16 protein-coding genes are annotated in these 15,969 nt (G+C 77.5%); 5 read left to right on the top strand and 11 right to left on the bottom strand.

Translation table 11 applies throughout. The features are described 5' to 3' along the window. Nucleotides 1-42 precede the first annotated feature (42 nt). Complete coding sequence (locus tag F1641_RS10065) at nt 43-1,047, bottom strand: EamA family transporter (RefSeq protein ID WP_194905202.1); 1,005 nt, start codon at nt 1,045-1,047, stop codon at nt 43-45. A gap of 141 nt (nt 1,048-1,188) precedes the next feature. Here F1641_RS10065 and F1641_RS10060 point away from each other — a divergent pair, with 141 nt between their 5' ends. Continuing rightward, on the top strand, nt 1,189-2,127 hold the full coding sequence (locus tag F1641_RS10060; protein ID WP_194905200.1) for a LysR family transcriptional regulator: 939 nt from the start codon (nt 1,189-1,191) through the stop codon (nt 2,125-2,127). Here the strand turns inward: F1641_RS10060 and F1641_RS10055 are convergent. From F1641_RS10055 to F1641_RS10030, 6 genes are all read right to left on the bottom strand, one after another. After that, complete coding sequence (locus F1641_RS10055; RefSeq protein WP_206691075.1) at nt 2,048-3,409, bottom strand: APC family permease; 1,362 nt, start codon at nt 3,407-3,409, stop codon at nt 2,048-2,050. The two genes, F1641_RS10060 and F1641_RS10055, sit on opposite strands and share 80 nt — an antisense overlap. 10 nt (nt 3,410-3,419) lie before the next feature. Continuing rightward, nucleotides 3,420-5,750: a bifunctional diguanylate cyclase/phosphodiesterase gene (locus tag F1641_RS10050; protein WP_194905195.1), complete on the bottom strand. Its 2,331-nt coding sequence runs from the start codon at nt 5,748-5,750 to the stop codon at nt 3,420-3,422. Nucleotides 5,751-5,827: 77 nt separating this feature from the next. Then, complete coding sequence (locus tag F1641_RS10045) at nt 5,828-6,076, bottom strand: hypothetical protein (RefSeq protein ID WP_194905194.1); 249 nt, start codon at nt 6,074-6,076, stop codon at nt 5,828-5,830. Nucleotides 6,077-6,085: 9 nt separating this feature from the next. Beyond that, on the bottom strand, nt 6,086-6,325 hold the full coding sequence (locus F1641_RS10040; protein WP_194905192.1) for a hypothetical protein: 240 nt from the start codon (nt 6,323-6,325) through the stop codon (nt 6,086-6,088). Beyond that, nucleotides 6,312-7,145 (bottom strand): dienelactone hydrolase family protein, encoded by an 834-nt coding sequence (locus F1641_RS10035; RefSeq protein WP_194905190.1) that lies wholly within the window; start codon nt 7,143-7,145, stop codon nt 6,312-6,314. Before F1641_RS10035 ends, F1641_RS10040 begins: the two co-directional genes overlap by 14 nt. A gap of 40 nt (nt 7,146-7,185) precedes the next feature. Further along, the gene (locus tag F1641_RS10030; protein WP_194905188.1) at nt 7,186-7,884 is read right to left on the bottom strand and encodes a TetR family transcriptional regulator; all 699 of its coding nucleotides are present in this window, start codon (nt 7,882-7,884) and stop codon (nt 7,186-7,188) included. Nucleotides 7,885-7,977: 93 nt separating this feature from the next. On the opposite strand from F1641_RS10030, the gene F1641_RS10025 reads away from it, so the two are divergent. Beyond that, the gene (locus F1641_RS10025) at nt 7,978-8,649 is read left to right on the top strand and encodes an N-acetyltransferase (RefSeq protein ID WP_206690989.1); all 672 of its coding nucleotides are present in this window, start codon (nt 7,978-7,980) and stop codon (nt 8,647-8,649) included. Here F1641_RS10025 and F1641_RS10020 read toward each other — a convergent pair. From F1641_RS10020 to F1641_RS10005, 4 genes are all read right to left on the bottom strand, one after another. Then, the gene (locus F1641_RS10020) at nt 8,636-9,898 is read right to left on the bottom strand and encodes an Nramp family divalent metal transporter (RefSeq protein WP_194905186.1); all 1,263 of its coding nucleotides are present in this window, start codon (nt 9,896-9,898) and stop codon (nt 8,636-8,638) included. The genes F1641_RS10025 and F1641_RS10020 overlap by 14 nt on opposite strands. A gap of 84 nt (nt 9,899-9,982) precedes the next feature. Then, entirely contained in the window at nt 9,983-10,795 is an 813-nt protein-coding gene (locus F1641_RS23175) for a phosphatase PAP2 family protein (protein ID WP_194905184.1), read from the bottom strand. 55 nt (nt 10,796-10,850) lie between these two features. Continuing rightward, nucleotides 10,851-11,672, bottom strand: a complete 822-nt coding sequence (locus F1641_RS10010) for a DUF2993 domain-containing protein (RefSeq protein WP_194905182.1) — start codon at nt 11,670-11,672, stop codon at nt 10,851-10,853. Continuing rightward, nucleotides 11,669-13,963: an MMPL family transporter gene (locus tag F1641_RS10005; RefSeq protein WP_194905180.1), complete on the bottom strand. Its 2,295-nt coding sequence runs from the start codon at nt 13,961-13,963 to the stop codon at nt 11,669-11,671. Before F1641_RS10005 ends, F1641_RS10010 begins: the two co-directional genes overlap by 4 nt. Nucleotides 13,964-14,060: 97 nt before the next feature. Between F1641_RS10005 and F1641_RS10000 the strand changes: the two genes are divergently transcribed. The 3 genes from F1641_RS10000 to F1641_RS09990 all read left to right on the top strand — a co-directional run bounded on the left by F1641_RS10000 (nt 14,061) and on the right by F1641_RS09990 (nt 15,912). Then, nucleotides 14,061-14,495, top strand: a complete 435-nt coding sequence (locus tag F1641_RS10000; protein WP_194905178.1) for a hypothetical protein — start codon at nt 14,061-14,063, stop codon at nt 14,493-14,495. A 104-nt stretch (nt 14,496-14,599) separates the two neighbouring features. Further along, nucleotides 14,600-15,139: a 2-oxo-4-hydroxy-4-carboxy-5-ureidoimidazoline decarboxylase gene (locus F1641_RS09995; protein WP_194905176.1), complete on the top strand. Its 540-nt coding sequence runs from the start codon at nt 14,600-14,602 to the stop codon at nt 15,137-15,139. After that, entirely contained in the window at nt 15,136-15,912 is a 777-nt protein-coding gene (locus F1641_RS09990; protein ID WP_194905174.1) for a hypothetical protein, read from the top strand. The genes F1641_RS09995 and F1641_RS09990 overlap by 4 nt, the downstream gene beginning before the upstream one ends. Nucleotides 15,913-15,969 lie beyond the last annotated feature (57 nt).

Genomic DNA, 15,969 nt, shown 5'->3' with positions numbered 1-15,969 from the left:
GGTGCGTGATCGTCGCGGAGGGGGTGACGAGGGCCGGAAGTGTCAGGCCCGTGCGCCGATCGGGGCGTCCCCCTCCGCCGCAGCCGCCGCAGCCGCCGCAGCAGCGGGGGCCGGGGGAGCCGGGGGAGCGGGGCGGCGCCGCGGGCGCAGCGAGCCGAGCAGGACCCCGGCCACGACGACGGCGCCGAGGGCGACCTCCCGCCACGGCGTCGCCTCGCCGAGCAGCACGTGCGCCGCGAGCATGCCGACGACGGGCACCAGCATCGAGAACGGTGCGACCGAGCTCGACGGGTGGCGAGCCATCAGCGCCGACCAGACGACCTGGCCCACCAGCGTCGCGACGAGCACGGTGAACGCCAGCCCCGCGATCGCCAGGAGCCCGGTCGTCGAGCCGAGGCCGGTGAACGCGCCCGCGATGCGGGTCGGCCCCTCCAGCGCCAGCGACGCCAGGCCCAGCGGCAGCGGCGGCACCACCGACACCCACAGCACCAGGCGCAGCGACTCGGCGGCGCTCGGCGGGGAGCCGGTGGCGACCCGCTCGCGCCAGGCCAGCCGCGAGGCGAGGTTGCCGAACGCCCACCCCAGACCGCCGAGCAGCGTGAGCAGCACCGGCACCAGCGTCGCGGTCCCACCCAGCTCGGCGCGCGACGCGGCGATGCCGAGCAGGGCGGTGACGGCGACGGCGACCCCCGCCACCTGGCGCGGCGCCAGGCGCTCGTGGAGCAGGAGCGCGGCGAGCACCACGGTGAAGGGCGCCGACGACTGCAGCACCAGCGAGGCCAGCCCAGCCGGCATGCCGACCGCCATCGCGGTGTAGAGGAAGACGAACTGCGCGACGCCGAAGCCGGCCCCGTAGGCGAGCAGCCACCGCAGGGGCACGCCCTGCGGCCGGGGCACGAGGAGCACCACCGGGACGGCGATCACCGCGAAGCGCACCGCGGCGCACAGCAGCGGGGGGAACTGCTCCAGCGACAGGTGGATGGCCACGAAGTTGAGGCCCCACGTCACGGCGACGAGCAGGGCGAGCAGGCGGGCGGAGGTAGGCACCCGCTCACGGTGGGGCACCACCGACCGTGCAGTCCATCGACATCTGGGACACGGATGGTTCAGTAGCACTGGATGGTTGGAGCGGCAGTCGTCCATGATCACGGCAGGACGACGGAGAGGGCGAGGGAGAGGGGTGGGGCTGTGGACGTGAGGGCCCTCGAGGCGCTGCGCGCCGTCAGGTCGCAGGGAGGGGTGACGCGCGCCGCCGCCGTCCTGCACCTGACCCCGTCGGCCGTCTCCCAGCACCTGGCCTCGCTGACCCGCACCGCCGGGGTCCCGCTGACCGAGCGCGTCGGCCGCGGCCTGCGCCTCACCGACGCCGGCCTGGCGCTCGCGGCCGCCGCCGACGACGTGGCCGTGGCCCTCGAGCGGGCCCGCGGCGCGGTCCGCGACCAGCAGCAGGCGGCCACGGGCCTGGTCCGGGTGTCGGCGTTCTCCAGCGGCGCGGAGCTCCTGCTCCCCGGGCTGCTGACGCGCCTGGCGGGCAGCGGCGTCGAGGTCGAGGTCACCGACGAGGACGTGCCGCTGGACGACTTCGCCCCCCTCACCGACAGGCTCGACGTCGTCATCGCCCACCGTCCCGAGGGGGAGCGCGCGTGGGTGGGCAGCCCGGGGGTGCGGGTGGTGCCGCTGCTGCGGGAGCCCCTCGACGTCGCCGTGCCGACCGCGCACCCGCTGGCCCGCCCGTCGACGGGCTCTGCGGGGGTCACCCCGGCCGACGTCGCCCGGGAGCGGTGGATCTCGGTGAAGGAGGGCTTCCCCGTGGCGGAGGTGCTCCGCGCGGTGGTCGACGACCCGCGCGTCGTCTCCCGCGTCAACGACTTCCACGTGGTGCTGGAGCTGGTGGCGGCGGGCCACGGCGCGGCCCTGCTGCCCCGCTACACCTGCGGCCGCCACCCCGGGGTGCGGCTGCTGCCGCTGCTGGGCGTGCGCGCGGGCCGCCAGGTCGACGCGCTGGTGCGCGCCGAGGTGGCCGAGCGGCCGGTGGTGCAGCGGGTGCTCAGCGAGCTGACGGCTCTGGCGCGCGAGGTGACCGGCGGCGCAGCGCCGTCGACACCACCCCCAGCACCACCCCAATGACCACCAGCACCCCGCCGCGCAGCCACACGCCGCCCTCGACCTGCGTCGCGAGCAGCACGCACGAGGCGATGCCGAGGACCGGCAGCACCGTGGGCGCCCGGAAGTGGTCGGTGCTCCCGCCGTCGCGCCGCCGCAGCACGAGCACCGCCGCGTTCACGGCGGTGAAGACCACGAGCAGCAGCAGCACGAGCGTGGCGGCCAGGTCGGCCACCCCACCGGTGAGCGCCAGCAGGAGCGACGCCGCCGTGGTGACGAGGATCGCCACCCACGGGGTCCGCCGCCGCGGCAGCACCCTGGCCAGCCCCCGCGGAACGGCTCCGTCGCGGGCCATGCCGTAGGTGAGCCGCGAGCTCATGATCCCGGTGAGCAGCGCGCCGTTGGCGACGGCGACCAGCGCGATCGCGGCGAACACCACCGGCGGCACGATCCCGGCCTCGCGCACCACCTCGAGCAGGGGCCCGCTGGAGCTCGCCAGGACGTCGGTGGGCACCACCAGGCTCGCCACGACGCCGACGGCCAGGTAGACGACGCCGGCGGCGGCCAGCGCGCCGAAGAGGGCCCTCGGGTAGCTGCGGCGCGGGTCGCGGACCTCCTCGGCCACGTTCACCGACGTCTCGAAGCCGACGAAGGAGTAGAAGGCCAGCACGCTGCCGGCGAGCACCGCGGCGACGGGACCGCTCTCGGGCGTGCCCAGGGAGGTGAGCCGCGAGGCGTCGCCGCCGTCGCGGGCCAGCACCACCAGGCCCAGGACGACGACGAGCACGAGGCCACCCACCTCGATGCAGGTCATCACGACGTTGGCCCGCAGCGAGTCGCGGATGCCCCGGGCGTTGAGCGCCGCCAGGGCCAGGAGGAAGACCACGGCGACGGGCACGACCGGGAGGTCGACGAAGGCCGCGAGGTAGTCGCCGCCGAACGCGCGGGCCAGGGCAGCCACGGACACCACCCCCGCCGCGAGCATGCAGAACCCCACGACGAACCCGACCAGCGGCCCGAAGGCCCGGGTCGTGTAGACCGCGGCGCCCCCGGCGCGGGGGTGCTTGGTGGCGAGCTCGGCGTACGACGCCGCGGTCAGCAGCGCCAGCCCGAGGGCCAGCAGCAGCGGTACCCAGACCGCTCCGCCGGAGGCGCCGGCCACCTCGCCCACCAGCACGTAGACGCCGGCGCCCAGCACGTCGCCGAGGATGAAGAGGAACAGCAGCCGTCCCGAGACCGTCCTGGCCAGCGCGGGGGCGTCACGGCTGTCGGTCGAGGGCGTCGCTCCTGGGCTCACCCCGCACAGCGTGCTCGTGTCAGGCGGTGATCGCCCGTGCAGAGCGCTGGACCAGCCAGCCGGTGAGCTCGCTCGCCGGCAGCGGGCGGCTGTGCCAGTACCCCTGCGTGACGTCGCAGCCGATGGCCGTGATGGCCAGGAGCGTCGCCTCGTCCTCCACGCCCTCGGCCACGAGGCGCATGCCCAGGTCGTGGGCCAGGGCGATGGTGGCGCGCACGATGGTCGCGGTCCGCTCGTCGTCCAGCAGCTGCCGCGTGAAGGCGCGGTCGAGCTTGAGCTCGCGGGCGGGCAGGTGGTTGAGGTGGGCCAGGGAGGAGTACCCGGTGCCGTAGTCGTCGATGGACAGCTCCACGCCCCGCGCCACCAGCTCGGCCGCGACCCGCAGGCCGTCCGCGGCGTCGCTGACCAGCCCGGTCTCGGTGACCTCCAGGACCAGCGCGTCGGCGGGCAGCAGCCGGCTGGCCAGCACGTCGTCGACGACGTCGAGCAGCCGCGGCCAGTCCAGGCAGCTCGCCGAAAGGTTCACCGAGCACCTCAGCGGGTGCCCGAGGGCCCGCCAGCGCGCGGTCTCGGCCACCGCCTGGCGCAGCACCTGCTCGGTCAGGCCCGGCAGCAGCCCGTGCTCCTCGGCCAGGTCGATGAACGCGAAGGGCTGCAGCAGCCCCAGCTCGGGGTGCTCCCACCGCACCAGCGCCTCGACCCCGCTGACGGTGCCGTCGGCGTCGACCTGCGGCTGGTAGTGGGCGACCACCCGGCCCGCCGCACCGCTGGGGGACTCGATGACGGTGCGCAGGTCGTCGAGCAGCCGCTCGCGCAGCCGGGCGGCGGCGTCGAGCGCCTCGTCGTAGACGGCCGTCCCGCCGGTGGACTTGGCGCGGCGCAGGGCCAGCTCAGCCCTGCGCAGCAGCTCCTCGCCCCCGGTGCCGTCGGCGGCGGTGCCGGTGGTGGCGATGCCGGCGCTGGCGCCGATGCGCAGCTGCCGGTCGGCCACGGTGATCGGTGCCCGCACCGCCTCCAGGGCCCGCGCCGCCAGCTCCACGAGGTCCGGCTCCGCGACGCCGGCCATCACCAGGGCGAACTCGTCGCCGCCCAGCCGGGCGACGAGCCCCGACCGCACGGTGCGTTCCAGGCGCCGGGCGACCACCCGCAGCACCTCGTCGCCGACGGCGGTGCCGCACCGGTCGTTGACGTCCTTGAAGGCGTCGAGGTCGACCAGCACGAGCGCCGCGGAGCGTCCGCCGCGGCGGACGTGGTCGCGCGCGGCGGCGGTCATGCCGCGGCGGTTCAGCAGGCCGGTGAGGTCGTCGTGGGCGAGCTGGTGGCGCGCGTCGGCCAGCCCGCCCACCTCGGCGCTCAGCTGCACCAGCCGCACGCCCGCCCCGAGCACCACCACGGCCAGGGCCGTGGTCGCCGTCGGGGGCAGCGGGGCGACCAGGCCGAGGTGGTCGGCGCCGACCAGCGCGACGGCGGCCAGCAGCACGCCGATGACCAGCAGCTGGGCGACGCGCGGCGAGGGGGTGGCGCGCGAGCGGGGGGCGCCGGCGCTGAGCGCCGCCGTGGCGAACAGGCAGAAGGAGGTCACCCGGGCAGCGCCGACCACGACCTCGACCCAGGCCTCGACGGGGCCCGGCACCAGCGACCAGCTGAAGGCGGTCACCTCTGCCACCGCGAGCACCGCGCCGGCCAGGCCGACCACCTCCAGGCGGGGGTCCCGGTCCCGGCCCCGCAGGACCACGGCCGCCACGACCACGCCGAGGACCAGCAGGGCGGCCACCGGGCGCGCCACGACCGCCAGCGTCGCGCCGGGACCGAGCCCCAGGTCGTGCAGGCGCTGGGACAGGAGCGCGACGGCGAGCGCCAGGGCCACGACCGCGACGAGGGCGGCGTCCTGCCACTGCCCGGCGCGGACCCCGCTGAGGGAGCCGGCGACGAGGCGGTGCACGCCGGCGACGACGACGGCGAGGCTCGCGACCACCGCCGGCCCGAGCCACGGGACGTCGGCGTAGAGGTGGGCGGGCAGGACCGCTCCGGGCGGCAGGGTCCCGGCGCCGACGGCGACGGCCCGGGCCACGACCGTGCCGGTCAGCCCGGCGGTGACGAGGAGCCAGGGGGTCCGGTCGTCGGGGCGCGGTGCGAGGGCCGCGACCGCCAGGACGACGGCCGCCCCGGCCACGAGCACCATCGAGACGTCGGGTGCGAGGGCCGCGGTGCTCGGCAGGAGCGCGAAGACCGTGTAGGCCGCGGCTCCCAGCGCGCTGGCGAGCGACGCGCGCTCGGGCAGCGACAGCCGCCCCCCGGTGCGGCGGACCTGCACCTCGCGCCTGACCCTGACGTCGCCCTTGCTGGACACGGTGACCCATCGACCGGTCGGCCGGTGATCTTGAGGCGGGTGCCCTCACCGGCTCACGGGCTCACGGGCTCACCGGCTCAGTCGCCGCCACCCCCGCCCCCGCCGTCGGAGGACCAGCCGCCCCCGTCGCCGTGGTGGGAGTGGCCGTGCGAGTGGCCGTGGGAGTGGCCGTGCGAGTGGTGGCCTCCGTCGTCGCCCCAGGAGGTGCCGGAGCCGCCCCCGGCGTCCCCGCCGGTCCGCGTCCGGGGCGGGCGCGACCGCCTGCTGCTGCGGGCGACCAGCGCCACCACCACGAGCACCACGACCAGGAGCAGTGCGAGGGCCATGGCCGAACGCTAGGGGCGCTGCGACCAGTCGTACAGGGCGCGGCGCTTCACGGCCTCGCCGAACACCGACAGCCCGGCGTTCAGCAGGACCAGGCCCGCCGTGCCCTCGGCCACCCAGCGCAGCAGGGGGGCCCCGGAGCCGCGGCGCGCGGAGGCGTCGAGGGCCACCGCCGTCCCGGCCCCGACGAGCAGCAGGCCGGAGGGCGCCAGGCGCTTCCAGACGGACAGGTCTTCCTCAGGAGTGGGCACGGCCACCACCCTGCCCCGTCCGGGGTGCGAGGTCAGCCCCGCCACCGAGGTGCTCGTCGAAGAAGGCCTCGATGCGGGCCCACGCGTCGGCGGCGGCCTCCGGCTCGGGCCCCGCGCCGATGACGCGCTGCATCACGGGGCGCAGGAGCCGCGGCCCGTTGGGGGCGTCGTTGAGGAAGGAGTGGCCGGCGCTCGGGTACTCCCGCACGTCGTGCGGCACCCCGGCGTGGGTGAGGCCGCGTTCGAGGCGGTCGGCGGCGCCTCGCAGCGACGCGTCCCGGCCGCCGTAGCTGGCCACGACCGGGCACGCCCCGGCGAGCAGCGCGTCGAGGGAGGCGTCGTCGGAGGGGAGGCGGCCGTAGTTGACCGACGAGGCGTCGTACCGGCCGGCGGGGGAGCCGGCGAGCTGCAGCGCGAACGCCCCGCCCATGCAGAAGCCGATGACGCCGATCCGTCCGGTGCACTCGTCCAGCGCGAGCAGCTGGGAGCGGGCCGACTCGACGTCCTCGAACGCCCGGCCGTGCCCGGCGGCCAGCGCCCGGAAGGTCGCCGTGAGGCACTTCCGGGCCCCGCCGGCGGTGAAGAGGTCGGGCATGAGCGCGAGGTAGCCGGCCTCGGCGAGGCGCTGCACCTGGCGGCGCATGACGTCGTCGACGCCGAACGCCTCGTGCACCACCACGACGCCCGGCCAGGGCCCGTCGCCGTGGACCTCGCGCGAGGGGACGCCGAGCACCCCGCCCAGCTCCGGGCTGCCGCCCGGGCGCGGCGCGAGCCGCACGTCGGTGAGGGTGGTTCCGCCGCCAGCGCCGCTCTGCGTCACCCGCGCGACGCTACGGCGGGCCACGCGCGGCGGCGACCCGTCAGGCGGGTCGCCCCGGCGGGGTGGGGGGCAGGGCTCCACGCAGCAGGTGGAGCAGCAGGTCGACGGCGCCGTCGTCACCCCGCGCGGGACCGTCGGCGAGGGCGGCGAGGGTCAGCCCGTCGAGGCAGGCCACGAGGAGGGTGGCCAGCGCCGCCCTCCCGCCGGGCAGCGCGTCGACACCGTCGCCGGCCCACGAGGCCACGGCGGCCAGCGCCACCTCGCGGTAGGCGGCGTACTGCTCGCGGGCCAGGTGGTGCAGCGCCGGGTCGCGCAGGGCGTGGGTGGTCACCTCGAAGAGGGCCAGCTGGCGCTCGGCGGGGAGCGCGGCCAGGCGCCGGTGGAGGGCCGCCAGCCCGCCGTCCTCCCCGCTGGCCCGGCCCTCGGGCTGCCCCTCGGGCTGCCCCTCGGCCTGCCCCTCGGTCCGGCCGGTCGGGACCAGGGCCTGCTCGCGCACCTGGTCGAGCAGGGCGGCGACGACGGCGGCCAGCAGGGCGCGCTTGTCGCGGAACCAGTAGTGCACGGCGCCCAGGGGCAGCCCCGCCTCGGCGGCGATGCGGCGCGTGGTGGCCGCGGCGACCCCCTCGCGCTCCACGACGCGCACGGCGGCCTCGACCAGGGCGGTGCGCGTGCCCTCGCCGCGCAGGCCGCCGCTGGGCCGATCGCGCCCGGCGGAGGGGCCGGAGGAGGTGGTGTCCACGGCAGCAGGGTAGCTTCCTCCTGGTCGATCGAACTGGTCAGATGACCAGATCGGGCCCGACCCCGCACCGCACACCACCCGTGGAGGCAGACCGTGATCGCACCCCAGGAGCGCACCGAGCAGGAGCCGGGCGTCGTCGTCGTCCCCGCCGCACCGGCCGACCTCGCCGAGGCCGCCGCCCTGTTGGCCGCCGCCTTCGAGCACGAGCCGCAGGTGGGGGCCCTGCTGCAGCACCGGGCCCCGCTGCGCCGCCGCGCCGAGCACCTCTACCGCGCGCTGCTGGTGGCCGGCCCCCTGCGGCGGGGGACCGTCGACGCCGCGCGCGACGCCGCCGACGGGCGGCTGCTGGGCGTGGCGCTGTGGGTGGAGCCGCGCCGGGGTGGGGCGCTCCTGGAGTCCGTGCGGGCGGCCGCCGGGCTCCTGAGGGGTCTGCCGGAGCACCTGCGGGCCTTCCGCGGCGTCGACCTGCGCCACCCGCTGGCGGTGCTGGGCGCCTTCGGGCGCGCCCGCCCGCGGGTGCCGCACTGGTACCTCGAGGCCGTCGGCGTCGCTCCCGCGGGGCAGGGGCGCGGCGTCGGCGGGGCGCTCCTGCGCCACCGCCTGGCGTTGGCCGACGCGGCGGGGGAGCCCGCCTACCTGGAGTCGTCGTCCCCGCGCACGGGTGCCCTGTACCGGCGGCTGGGCTTCGTGCCGCTGGGGCGGGTGGCGGCCTTCGCCGACGGCGGCGGGCCGGTGGGCATGTGGCGCCCGGTCACGCCCCCGTGAAGGTCAGCACGAGCAGGACGACGTTCAGCGCGATGACGGCGCCGACGGCCAGCCACGCCAGCACGCGCACCGGGCGGCCGTCGGCGAAGGGCCCCATGAGCGCGCGGTCGCCGGTGAAGCGCAGCAGCGGCACCAGCACGAAGGGGATGCCGAAGCTCAGCACCACCTGGCTGAGCACCAGGGCCCGCGTCGGGTCGACACCGGCCACCAGCAGCGCGATGGCGGGCGCGAGCGTCAGCAGCCGGCGCACCAGCAGCGGCGGGGTGCGGTGCAGCATCCCCTCCCAGATGACGGCGCCGGCCTGGGAGCCGACCGACGTCGAGGCCAGCCCCGAGGCCAGCAGCCCGATGGCGAAGAGCAGCCCGACCACCGGGCCCAGGGAGGCGACGACGGCGGCGTGGGCCCCCTCGAGGGTGTCGGTGCCCTCCACCCCGCGCAGGCTGGTGGCCGCCAGCAGCAGCATCGAGATGTTCACGACGCCGGCCACCACCAGGGCGGCGACGACGTCGGTGCGCGTGGCCCGCAGCACCCGGGGCACCCGGGCGGGGGTGACGGGACCGTGGTGGTCGCGGGCGAGGGCGGAGTGCAGGTAGATGGCGTGCGGCATCACCGTGGCGCCGAGCATGCTCGCGGCCAGCAGCACCGTGCCGGCGCCCTCGAACCGCGGCACGAGCCCGGCGGCGGCCTCGGCCGGGTCGGGCGGGGCGACGAACAGCCCCGCCACGAAGCCCACCGCGATGACGCCGAGCATCCCGATGACCACGGCCTCGAAGCGGCGCACGCCTCGGCGTCCGTGCAGGGCCAGCACCGCCGTCGACACCGCGCCGGTGACCAGGCCGCCCAGCCACAGGGGGAGCCCGAAGAGCAGGCCCAGCGCCACGGCCCCGCCGATGACCTCGGCGACGTCGGTGGCGACGGCCACCGCCTGCGCCTGGCCGAAGAAGGCGAACCGGCCGGGGCGGCTGAGCCGGTCGCGCAGGTGCTCGGGGACGGTGCGCCCGGTGACCACGCCGAGCTTGGCGGACAGGTACTGCACCAGCACCGCCATGGCGTTCGCCACGACCAGCACCCACAGCAGCAGGTACCCGTGCTGGGCGCCCGCGGTGAGGTTGGCGGCGACGTTGCCCGGGTCGACGTAGGCGATCGCCGCGACGAAGGCCGGGCCGAGCTGGGGCAGCAGGCCCCGCTCCGGGGAGGGCCCCGCGGGGCGCGCCCGCTCGGACTCCTCGGTCGCGGGGGGTGTGGTCACGCCGTCAGCGTGCCACGAGTTTCGGTCGACCGAAAAGCTGGCGCGCCGACACCCGCCGCGCCGGTCGCGCCGGTCGCGCGGGCGTCAGCGGACGTGCGGGGACCCGGCCAGGACCACGGACCGCTCCTCGGCCTGCTCGCGCGCGTCGAACGGGGTGGTCACGGCACCCAGCGGGGGGATGCCGATGCGCACCCGGTCGGCGCGGCGGCGCGCGAGGCGGGCCTCGACGGCGAGCCCGGCGCGAGCGGCCAGGACGCCGGTCAGGGCCCCGGCCGCCAGGTCGCTCATCCAGTGGAACCCCAGGTACAGCGACACCGACGTCATGACGGCGCTGGGCACCAGCACCGCCAGCAGGGCGGTGGAGCGGCGCAGCCGCCGGCCGCGGGCGCGCGCCACCAGCACCGCCACGAGCGCCGCGCCGAGCGCCGCCTGGGCGCCGTGGCCGGAGGGGAAGGCCTGGCCGCCCGGCACGAACAGGGACGGGTCGCCGTTCACCGCCAGCCCGCGGGCCAGCCCGAACTTCACGACGGCGAGCACGGCGAGCATCGAGAACAGCGTGGTGCCGGCCATGACCAGCGCCGACCAGCTCCGCTCGCGCCAGGCGGCCCAGGAGCCGGCGAGCAGCAGCGCCGTCGACACGGTCGTGATCTTGCCGGTGCGGTCGAGCACCAGGGCCGCGGAGACGTCGGAGGGGGAGTGCGGAAGGGCGGCCATCCGCTCGCGGACGGCGGGGTCCAGCGCGGTGGTCACGGCCCCGCCCAGGAGCAGGTCGACCAGGAGCGCGAGCAGCAGGGTCGAGGCGAGCAGGGGCCAGCGAGCGGTCAGCCACGCGGCCACCGCATCGCGGCGCACGCCGCTCACGATCACGCGGGCCACCGGTAGTCCTTCAGTGGTCACAGCACCTTGTTACCGCTTTCACATGAACGTGGCCTGTCAGAAGGCTCACTGACGGTCACGATCCGACAACGATGACCGGCCCGCCCTCGGTGGTGACCTCGACGCCGGCGTCCACGACGCGCGCCGCCGTGACGCGCTGCCCGAGCGGGAGGTCGTCCAGCGGCACCTCGAAGGCCAGCCGGTCCTCGTAGCGGCCCAGCACGGCCGAGGAGAGGCGGTCGACCAGGCCGCCGCCGTCGACGTCCAGGCCCACCGGCACCGCCTCCAGCCCCGCGCCGCCCACCCGCAGCTCCACCCAGCCCGAGAGCGCGAGGTCCAGCCCCGTCACCCGCTCCTCGGCCGTGACGTGCAGCCGGTCCTCGCCCGCGTCGGTGGCGACCTCGAGCCCGCGGTCCTGGGCCGCCAGCACCGCGTTCACCTGGTCCGTCGCCACGAGCACCCGTGCGGTGACGCTCTGCGCGCGCACCTGCGGGTCTCCGCCCAGCAGGTCGCTCGCGGGTGCGTCGACCCCCACCAGGCGGGCCTCGACGCTGTCGAGCACGACGCCCCCCGCGGGCACGCCCTCGGCGCGCAGCACCACCGAGGGGTAGCTGCCGCGCAGCGCCTGCGGCACGAACCAGCCGCCGCCGATCGCGGCGCTGACGGGGCCGGAGGCCCCCAGCTGCTGCGCCGCCTCCTGCGCCACGCGCTCCTCGGCGGTGCGGCGGGCCGCGGCGTCCAGCAGCGGCGCCGCCACGGCCGCCCCGCCGCCGAGCACGAGCACCACGACGAGGGCGCCCGCGCCGCGCCGCGACACCCAGCGCCGCGCGGACCAGCGCTCCAGCACCCAGCGCTCGACCCGTCCCCGCTCGGGCCCGGCGACGCGCCGTCCCGTCACGCCCCTGCCTCGACGCGCCGCGCCGCCACCACCGGCGCGCCCGGCTCCGTCAGGGCCGTGCGCCGGCCCGGCCACCCCGCCCAGCGACCGAGCAGCGTCAGGGCCGCGGGCATGAGCAGCGGCCGGACCAGCAGCGTGTCGACGAGCAGGCCCACCGCCATCGTGAACGCGATCTGCCGGAAGGTGACCAGGGGGATGACGCCGACCACGGCGAACGTCGAGGCGAGGATGACGCCCGCCGCGGTGATCGCCCCGGCGGAGCGGGGCACGGCGATGGCGATGGCCCGCCGCAGGGGGTGGCGCCGCGCCTGCTCCCAGATCCCCCCGATCGCGAAGACGCTGTAGTCGGCGCCGAGGGCCAGGAGCAGCACCGCCGTCGCGAACGGTGCGTAGAAGGTCAGCCCGGGCTGGCCCAGGAGGTCCTGGAACACCAGGACGGTGAGGCCGAGGGCCGATCCCATGCTGACCAGGCTCGCACTGAGCACCACCAGCGGCGTCAGGAGGGAGCGGAGGTAGACCGCCAGGACGAGCAGCTGCAGGCCGAACGCGACCGCCAGGGTCACGAAGAGGCTGTGCACCGTGAGCTCGGCGACCTCGCTGGCGATGCGCGTCTGGCCCGTGGTGGAGACCTGGACGCCGGTGAGGCCCGACCGCTCCACCAGCGCGGGCAGCTGCGCCTGCAGGGACCGCACGTCGGCGATGGCCGAGGCCGCGAGGGGGTCGCTGTCCAGCACGAGCAAGAAGCGCGCGGCGTCACCGCTGCTGGCGAGGAGCAGGCCGAAGCGGTCCTCCCGGGTCGGCAGGTCGGCGGGGCCGATCGCGCGGACCACCCCGGCCCGCCCGGCGAGGGAGTCCTGCAGGCGGGCGAGGGCCTCCCGCTGGCCGACGACGCCCGGACCCTCGACGAGCACCTCCGTGGGGGCCGAGAGCCCCGCCAGGCCGGCCTCGTCGAGCAGCGCGGCGCCCTGCGCCACCGGGTCCGAGGCGGGCAGGCCCGCGGTGAACGACATCGACAGGGCCGCGTGCCGCAGCGGCAGGGCCGCGGCGAGGAGCACGGCGCTGACGAGAACGACGGCCGCCACGGCGCCCGCGCGGTGGGTCAGCACCGCCACCAGGGCGCGGCTGAGCCAGCCGCCGGTGCGCTCGCCGCCGCCCTCGGGGGCGGGGGGGGCGTCGGCGGCGTCGAGGGGGAGGGTCACCGGCACCCGGCCGCGCAGGCGGAAGAGCCGGTGGCCGAGCACGGCCATGAGCGCGGGGGCGAGCAGCAGCGAGGCGACGGCGCCCACCAGCACGGTGAAGGCCAGCGCCGGCCCGAGCGCCGCGAACAGCCCGAACGGGCTGACCAGCAGGGCCAGCGTCCCCACCGCCACCGTGATGCCGGCCACCGCGACCACGGGCGACTCCGCCGAGACCGTGCGCCGCACCGACTCGTGCACGCCGCGCCCCTGCGCCAGGCCGTTGCGGAAGGCGTGGAAGAACAGCACGCAGTAGTCGGTCACGACGCCGATGAGCAGCGCCGCCAGCACCGGCTGCAGCTCGGCCGGCACGCTGAAGCCCAGCTCCGCGGCCAGCCACGTGAGCAGCGGGTAGTAGACGAGCAGGGCGCCGGCGGCCACCGCCAGCACCGCCAGGGAGGCCACCGGTGAGCGAAAGATCAGGGCCACCACGAGCACGACCAGGGCCAGGCTGAGCAGCTCGAAGGTGCCCAGGTGCTCGCGCAGCACGTCGGCCTGCGCCCGCTGCGCCGGCACGAAGCCCGTCACGGCGGTCTGCACCCCCGGCAGGTCGTGCTCGGTGAAGTGCGCGGCGTAGCGGTCGGCGGCGTTCGTGGTCCCCCCGAGCGAGGAGCCCGGGGAGGCGAACAGGTAGGTCACGCTCGTGTCGGCCGAGACCAGCGGCACCGGCACCGCGGCCACCACCCGGTTCCGGGGCAGCACGCCGTCGGGCTGCTCGGCGGCCTCCCGCTCGCCCTCCTGCAGCACCGCCAGGGCGCGGACGACGGCGTGGGCGCGCGTCAGCGGGTCGAGGCCGTCGGGGTCGTGCAGCACCACGGCCGTCCCGGAGATCACGGGGACGGAGAACTGCGCCAGCGACCGCTGGGCGGCCTGCACCGACGAGCTGGACTCCGGCAGCAGGTCGTTGAACCCGCCCGAGGACGCCGACAGGTCGGTCACCGGCACCAGCACGAGCACGAGGGCGACCAGCGCCGACCACCCCGCCAGCACCACCCAGCGGCCCGAGACCACCAGGCCCCGGTAGGCCCGGGCGGCGGCGCGCATCAGGTGGTGCACGGGTGGGCCCTCCCCAGCGCTCTCCCTCGGGGCGGTCCCGGCGGGTCGACCCTATGCTGGGGTGATCACGACCGCGGCGCGCGCTCAAGGGGGACACGTGGCACGACGGGACTCGGCGCGGCCCCTGCTGCTGGGCGGGCTGCTCTTCGTCGGCGGGCTGGTCGTGGGGGGCCTGGTCGTGGGAGCACTGGGCGACGGCTCCGGCAGTGGCACCCCCACCAGCGGCACCAGCCCCTCCACGAGCGCCGACGGCGGTGGCGGGGCGGGCGCCGAGCCCACCGCGACCGGCACCACGAGCAGCACCACGAGCAGCGCCACCGGCGGCGCCGCGACCGCGCAGACCCCGTCCGCGGCGTGCGCGGCGGCGGGTGAGGCCGGCCAGCAGGCCCTCGACGCCATCGACGCCGCCGCCGGGGCCGTCGCCGACCTCGACGCCGTCCGGCTCGACCAGATCGTCGACGACCTGCGCCCCCTGCGCCTGCAGCTGCCCGACGACGTCGCCGCCTGCCGCGCAGCCGTCAGCGCCTCCTGAGCGCCCCCCGCGCCTCACGCGCGGTCCGAGCGCCCCACCTCCCGGACCCCCGGGTGGCCCAGCCGCGCGGGAGGCGGACGGGGTGCGCCCCTACCCTCGCGGCTGTGTCCCACCTCCTCGACGTCCTGCTCGGCCGCGCCACCCCCACCGGCGGCGAGGAGGAGGCGCTCTCGGCCTGCCTGAGCAGCCCGCTGTGGGTGGCGGGCGTCCTCGACGCGGCGCCCCACCCCGACGTCGAGACGCTCCTCGAGCACGCCGACGCCGCGGCCCGGGCCCTGCCCGCCGAGGCGGTGCTGGCCGCGCTGGCGACGCACCCGCGCCTCGGCGAGGACCTGCCGGGTGACGGGCCCCACGAGTGCATGTGCCGCCTGGAGCAGTCCTCCCTGCCCCAGGACCCCGCCTCGCGCGAGCGGCTCGGTGCCGCGGTCACCGCCTACGAGGCCCGCTTCGGCCACCACTACCTCGTGCGGGCGGCCGGGCTGGGCGAGGAGGAGGTGCTCGCCGACCTCGACGAGCGCCTGGGCAACAGCGCCGCCGCCGAGCTCGAGGTCTCCGCCGACCAGCTGCGCCAGGTCGCGCTGCTGCGCCTGCAGGCGGTGCTGGCCGGCGTCGTCACCACCCCGGCGGAGCCGCAGAGCCCGTGACCGCGCGGCTGCTGGTCGGACCCGGCGACGCCGACGAGCGGGTCGTGCGCCGCTGGGCCGGCCGGGCGCTGGGGCTGCTCGCCCGGCACGCCCCCGACGCGGCGTCGCTGGCCGCGGCGCTCGCCCCCGCGGGCCTGGGCCCCGCGACCGTCACCGCCGCGCACGGCGAGCTGCTGCACCGGCTGCGCACCGCACCGGCGAGCGGGGTCTGGTTCGACCTCGCGGCTGACCCGGCTGCTGACCCGGCGGGCGCCGCGGGCGTCGCCGCCGCGCGCCGGGAGGGCCTGGCCGTGCGCGGCGAGGCCGCACCCGTGGTGCTGGGCCTGCGCGCGGCCGCGTCCGAGACCGGCTGGGCGGCCCTGGACGCCGCTGTCGCGGCGCTGGTCGCCACCGCCGAGCGCGGGGCCGACGCCCCGGAGGTCGAGCTGGGGGCGCTGCCCGAGCGGCTGCTGGTCGTCCTGGTGGGCCCCGACCCGAGCGGCGCTCCCACCTCCGCGCAGGCGGAGACGGCCGCGTCGGCGCTCTCGGCGCTGGAGGGCTCCCACGGCCTGCCGCCCGGGTGGCTCGTGCTGGAGCCGGAGCCGCTCGCGCAGTGCGCCCCGGTGCTCAGCGCCGCGGAGGAGGCCGACGCCGCGGCGGTGGGCGCCGTCTGGGCCGAGCACGCGCGGCTCGCGCTCGAGGCGCGCGCCGCCGGGCTCGCCCCCGGGTGGGACCGCCACCCGGCGCACCTGGTCGCCCGGCACCTGGCCGACCTCGCCGGCGCCGCTGGCTAGGCTCCTGCGCCGTGCCGGAGCCGACCAGCCCAGAGCGCGCCGCGGCTGAGGGCCCCG

Source organism: Quadrisphaera sp. INWT6 (assembly GCF_015390235.1).
Lineage (GTDB): Bacteria > Actinomycetota > Actinomycetes > Actinomycetales > Quadrisphaeraceae > Quadrisphaera.
Note: the sequence above shows the minus strand (reverse complement) of the source record. Positions and strands in the feature narration are given on the sequence as shown.

What these genes read in the sequence shown, in the direction of transcription:
- F1641_RS10045 (WP_194905194.1), bottom strand. Translation starts at nt 6,076, where the DNA reads ATGGCCCTCGCACTGCTCCTGGTCGTGGTGCTCGTGGTGGTGGCGCTG.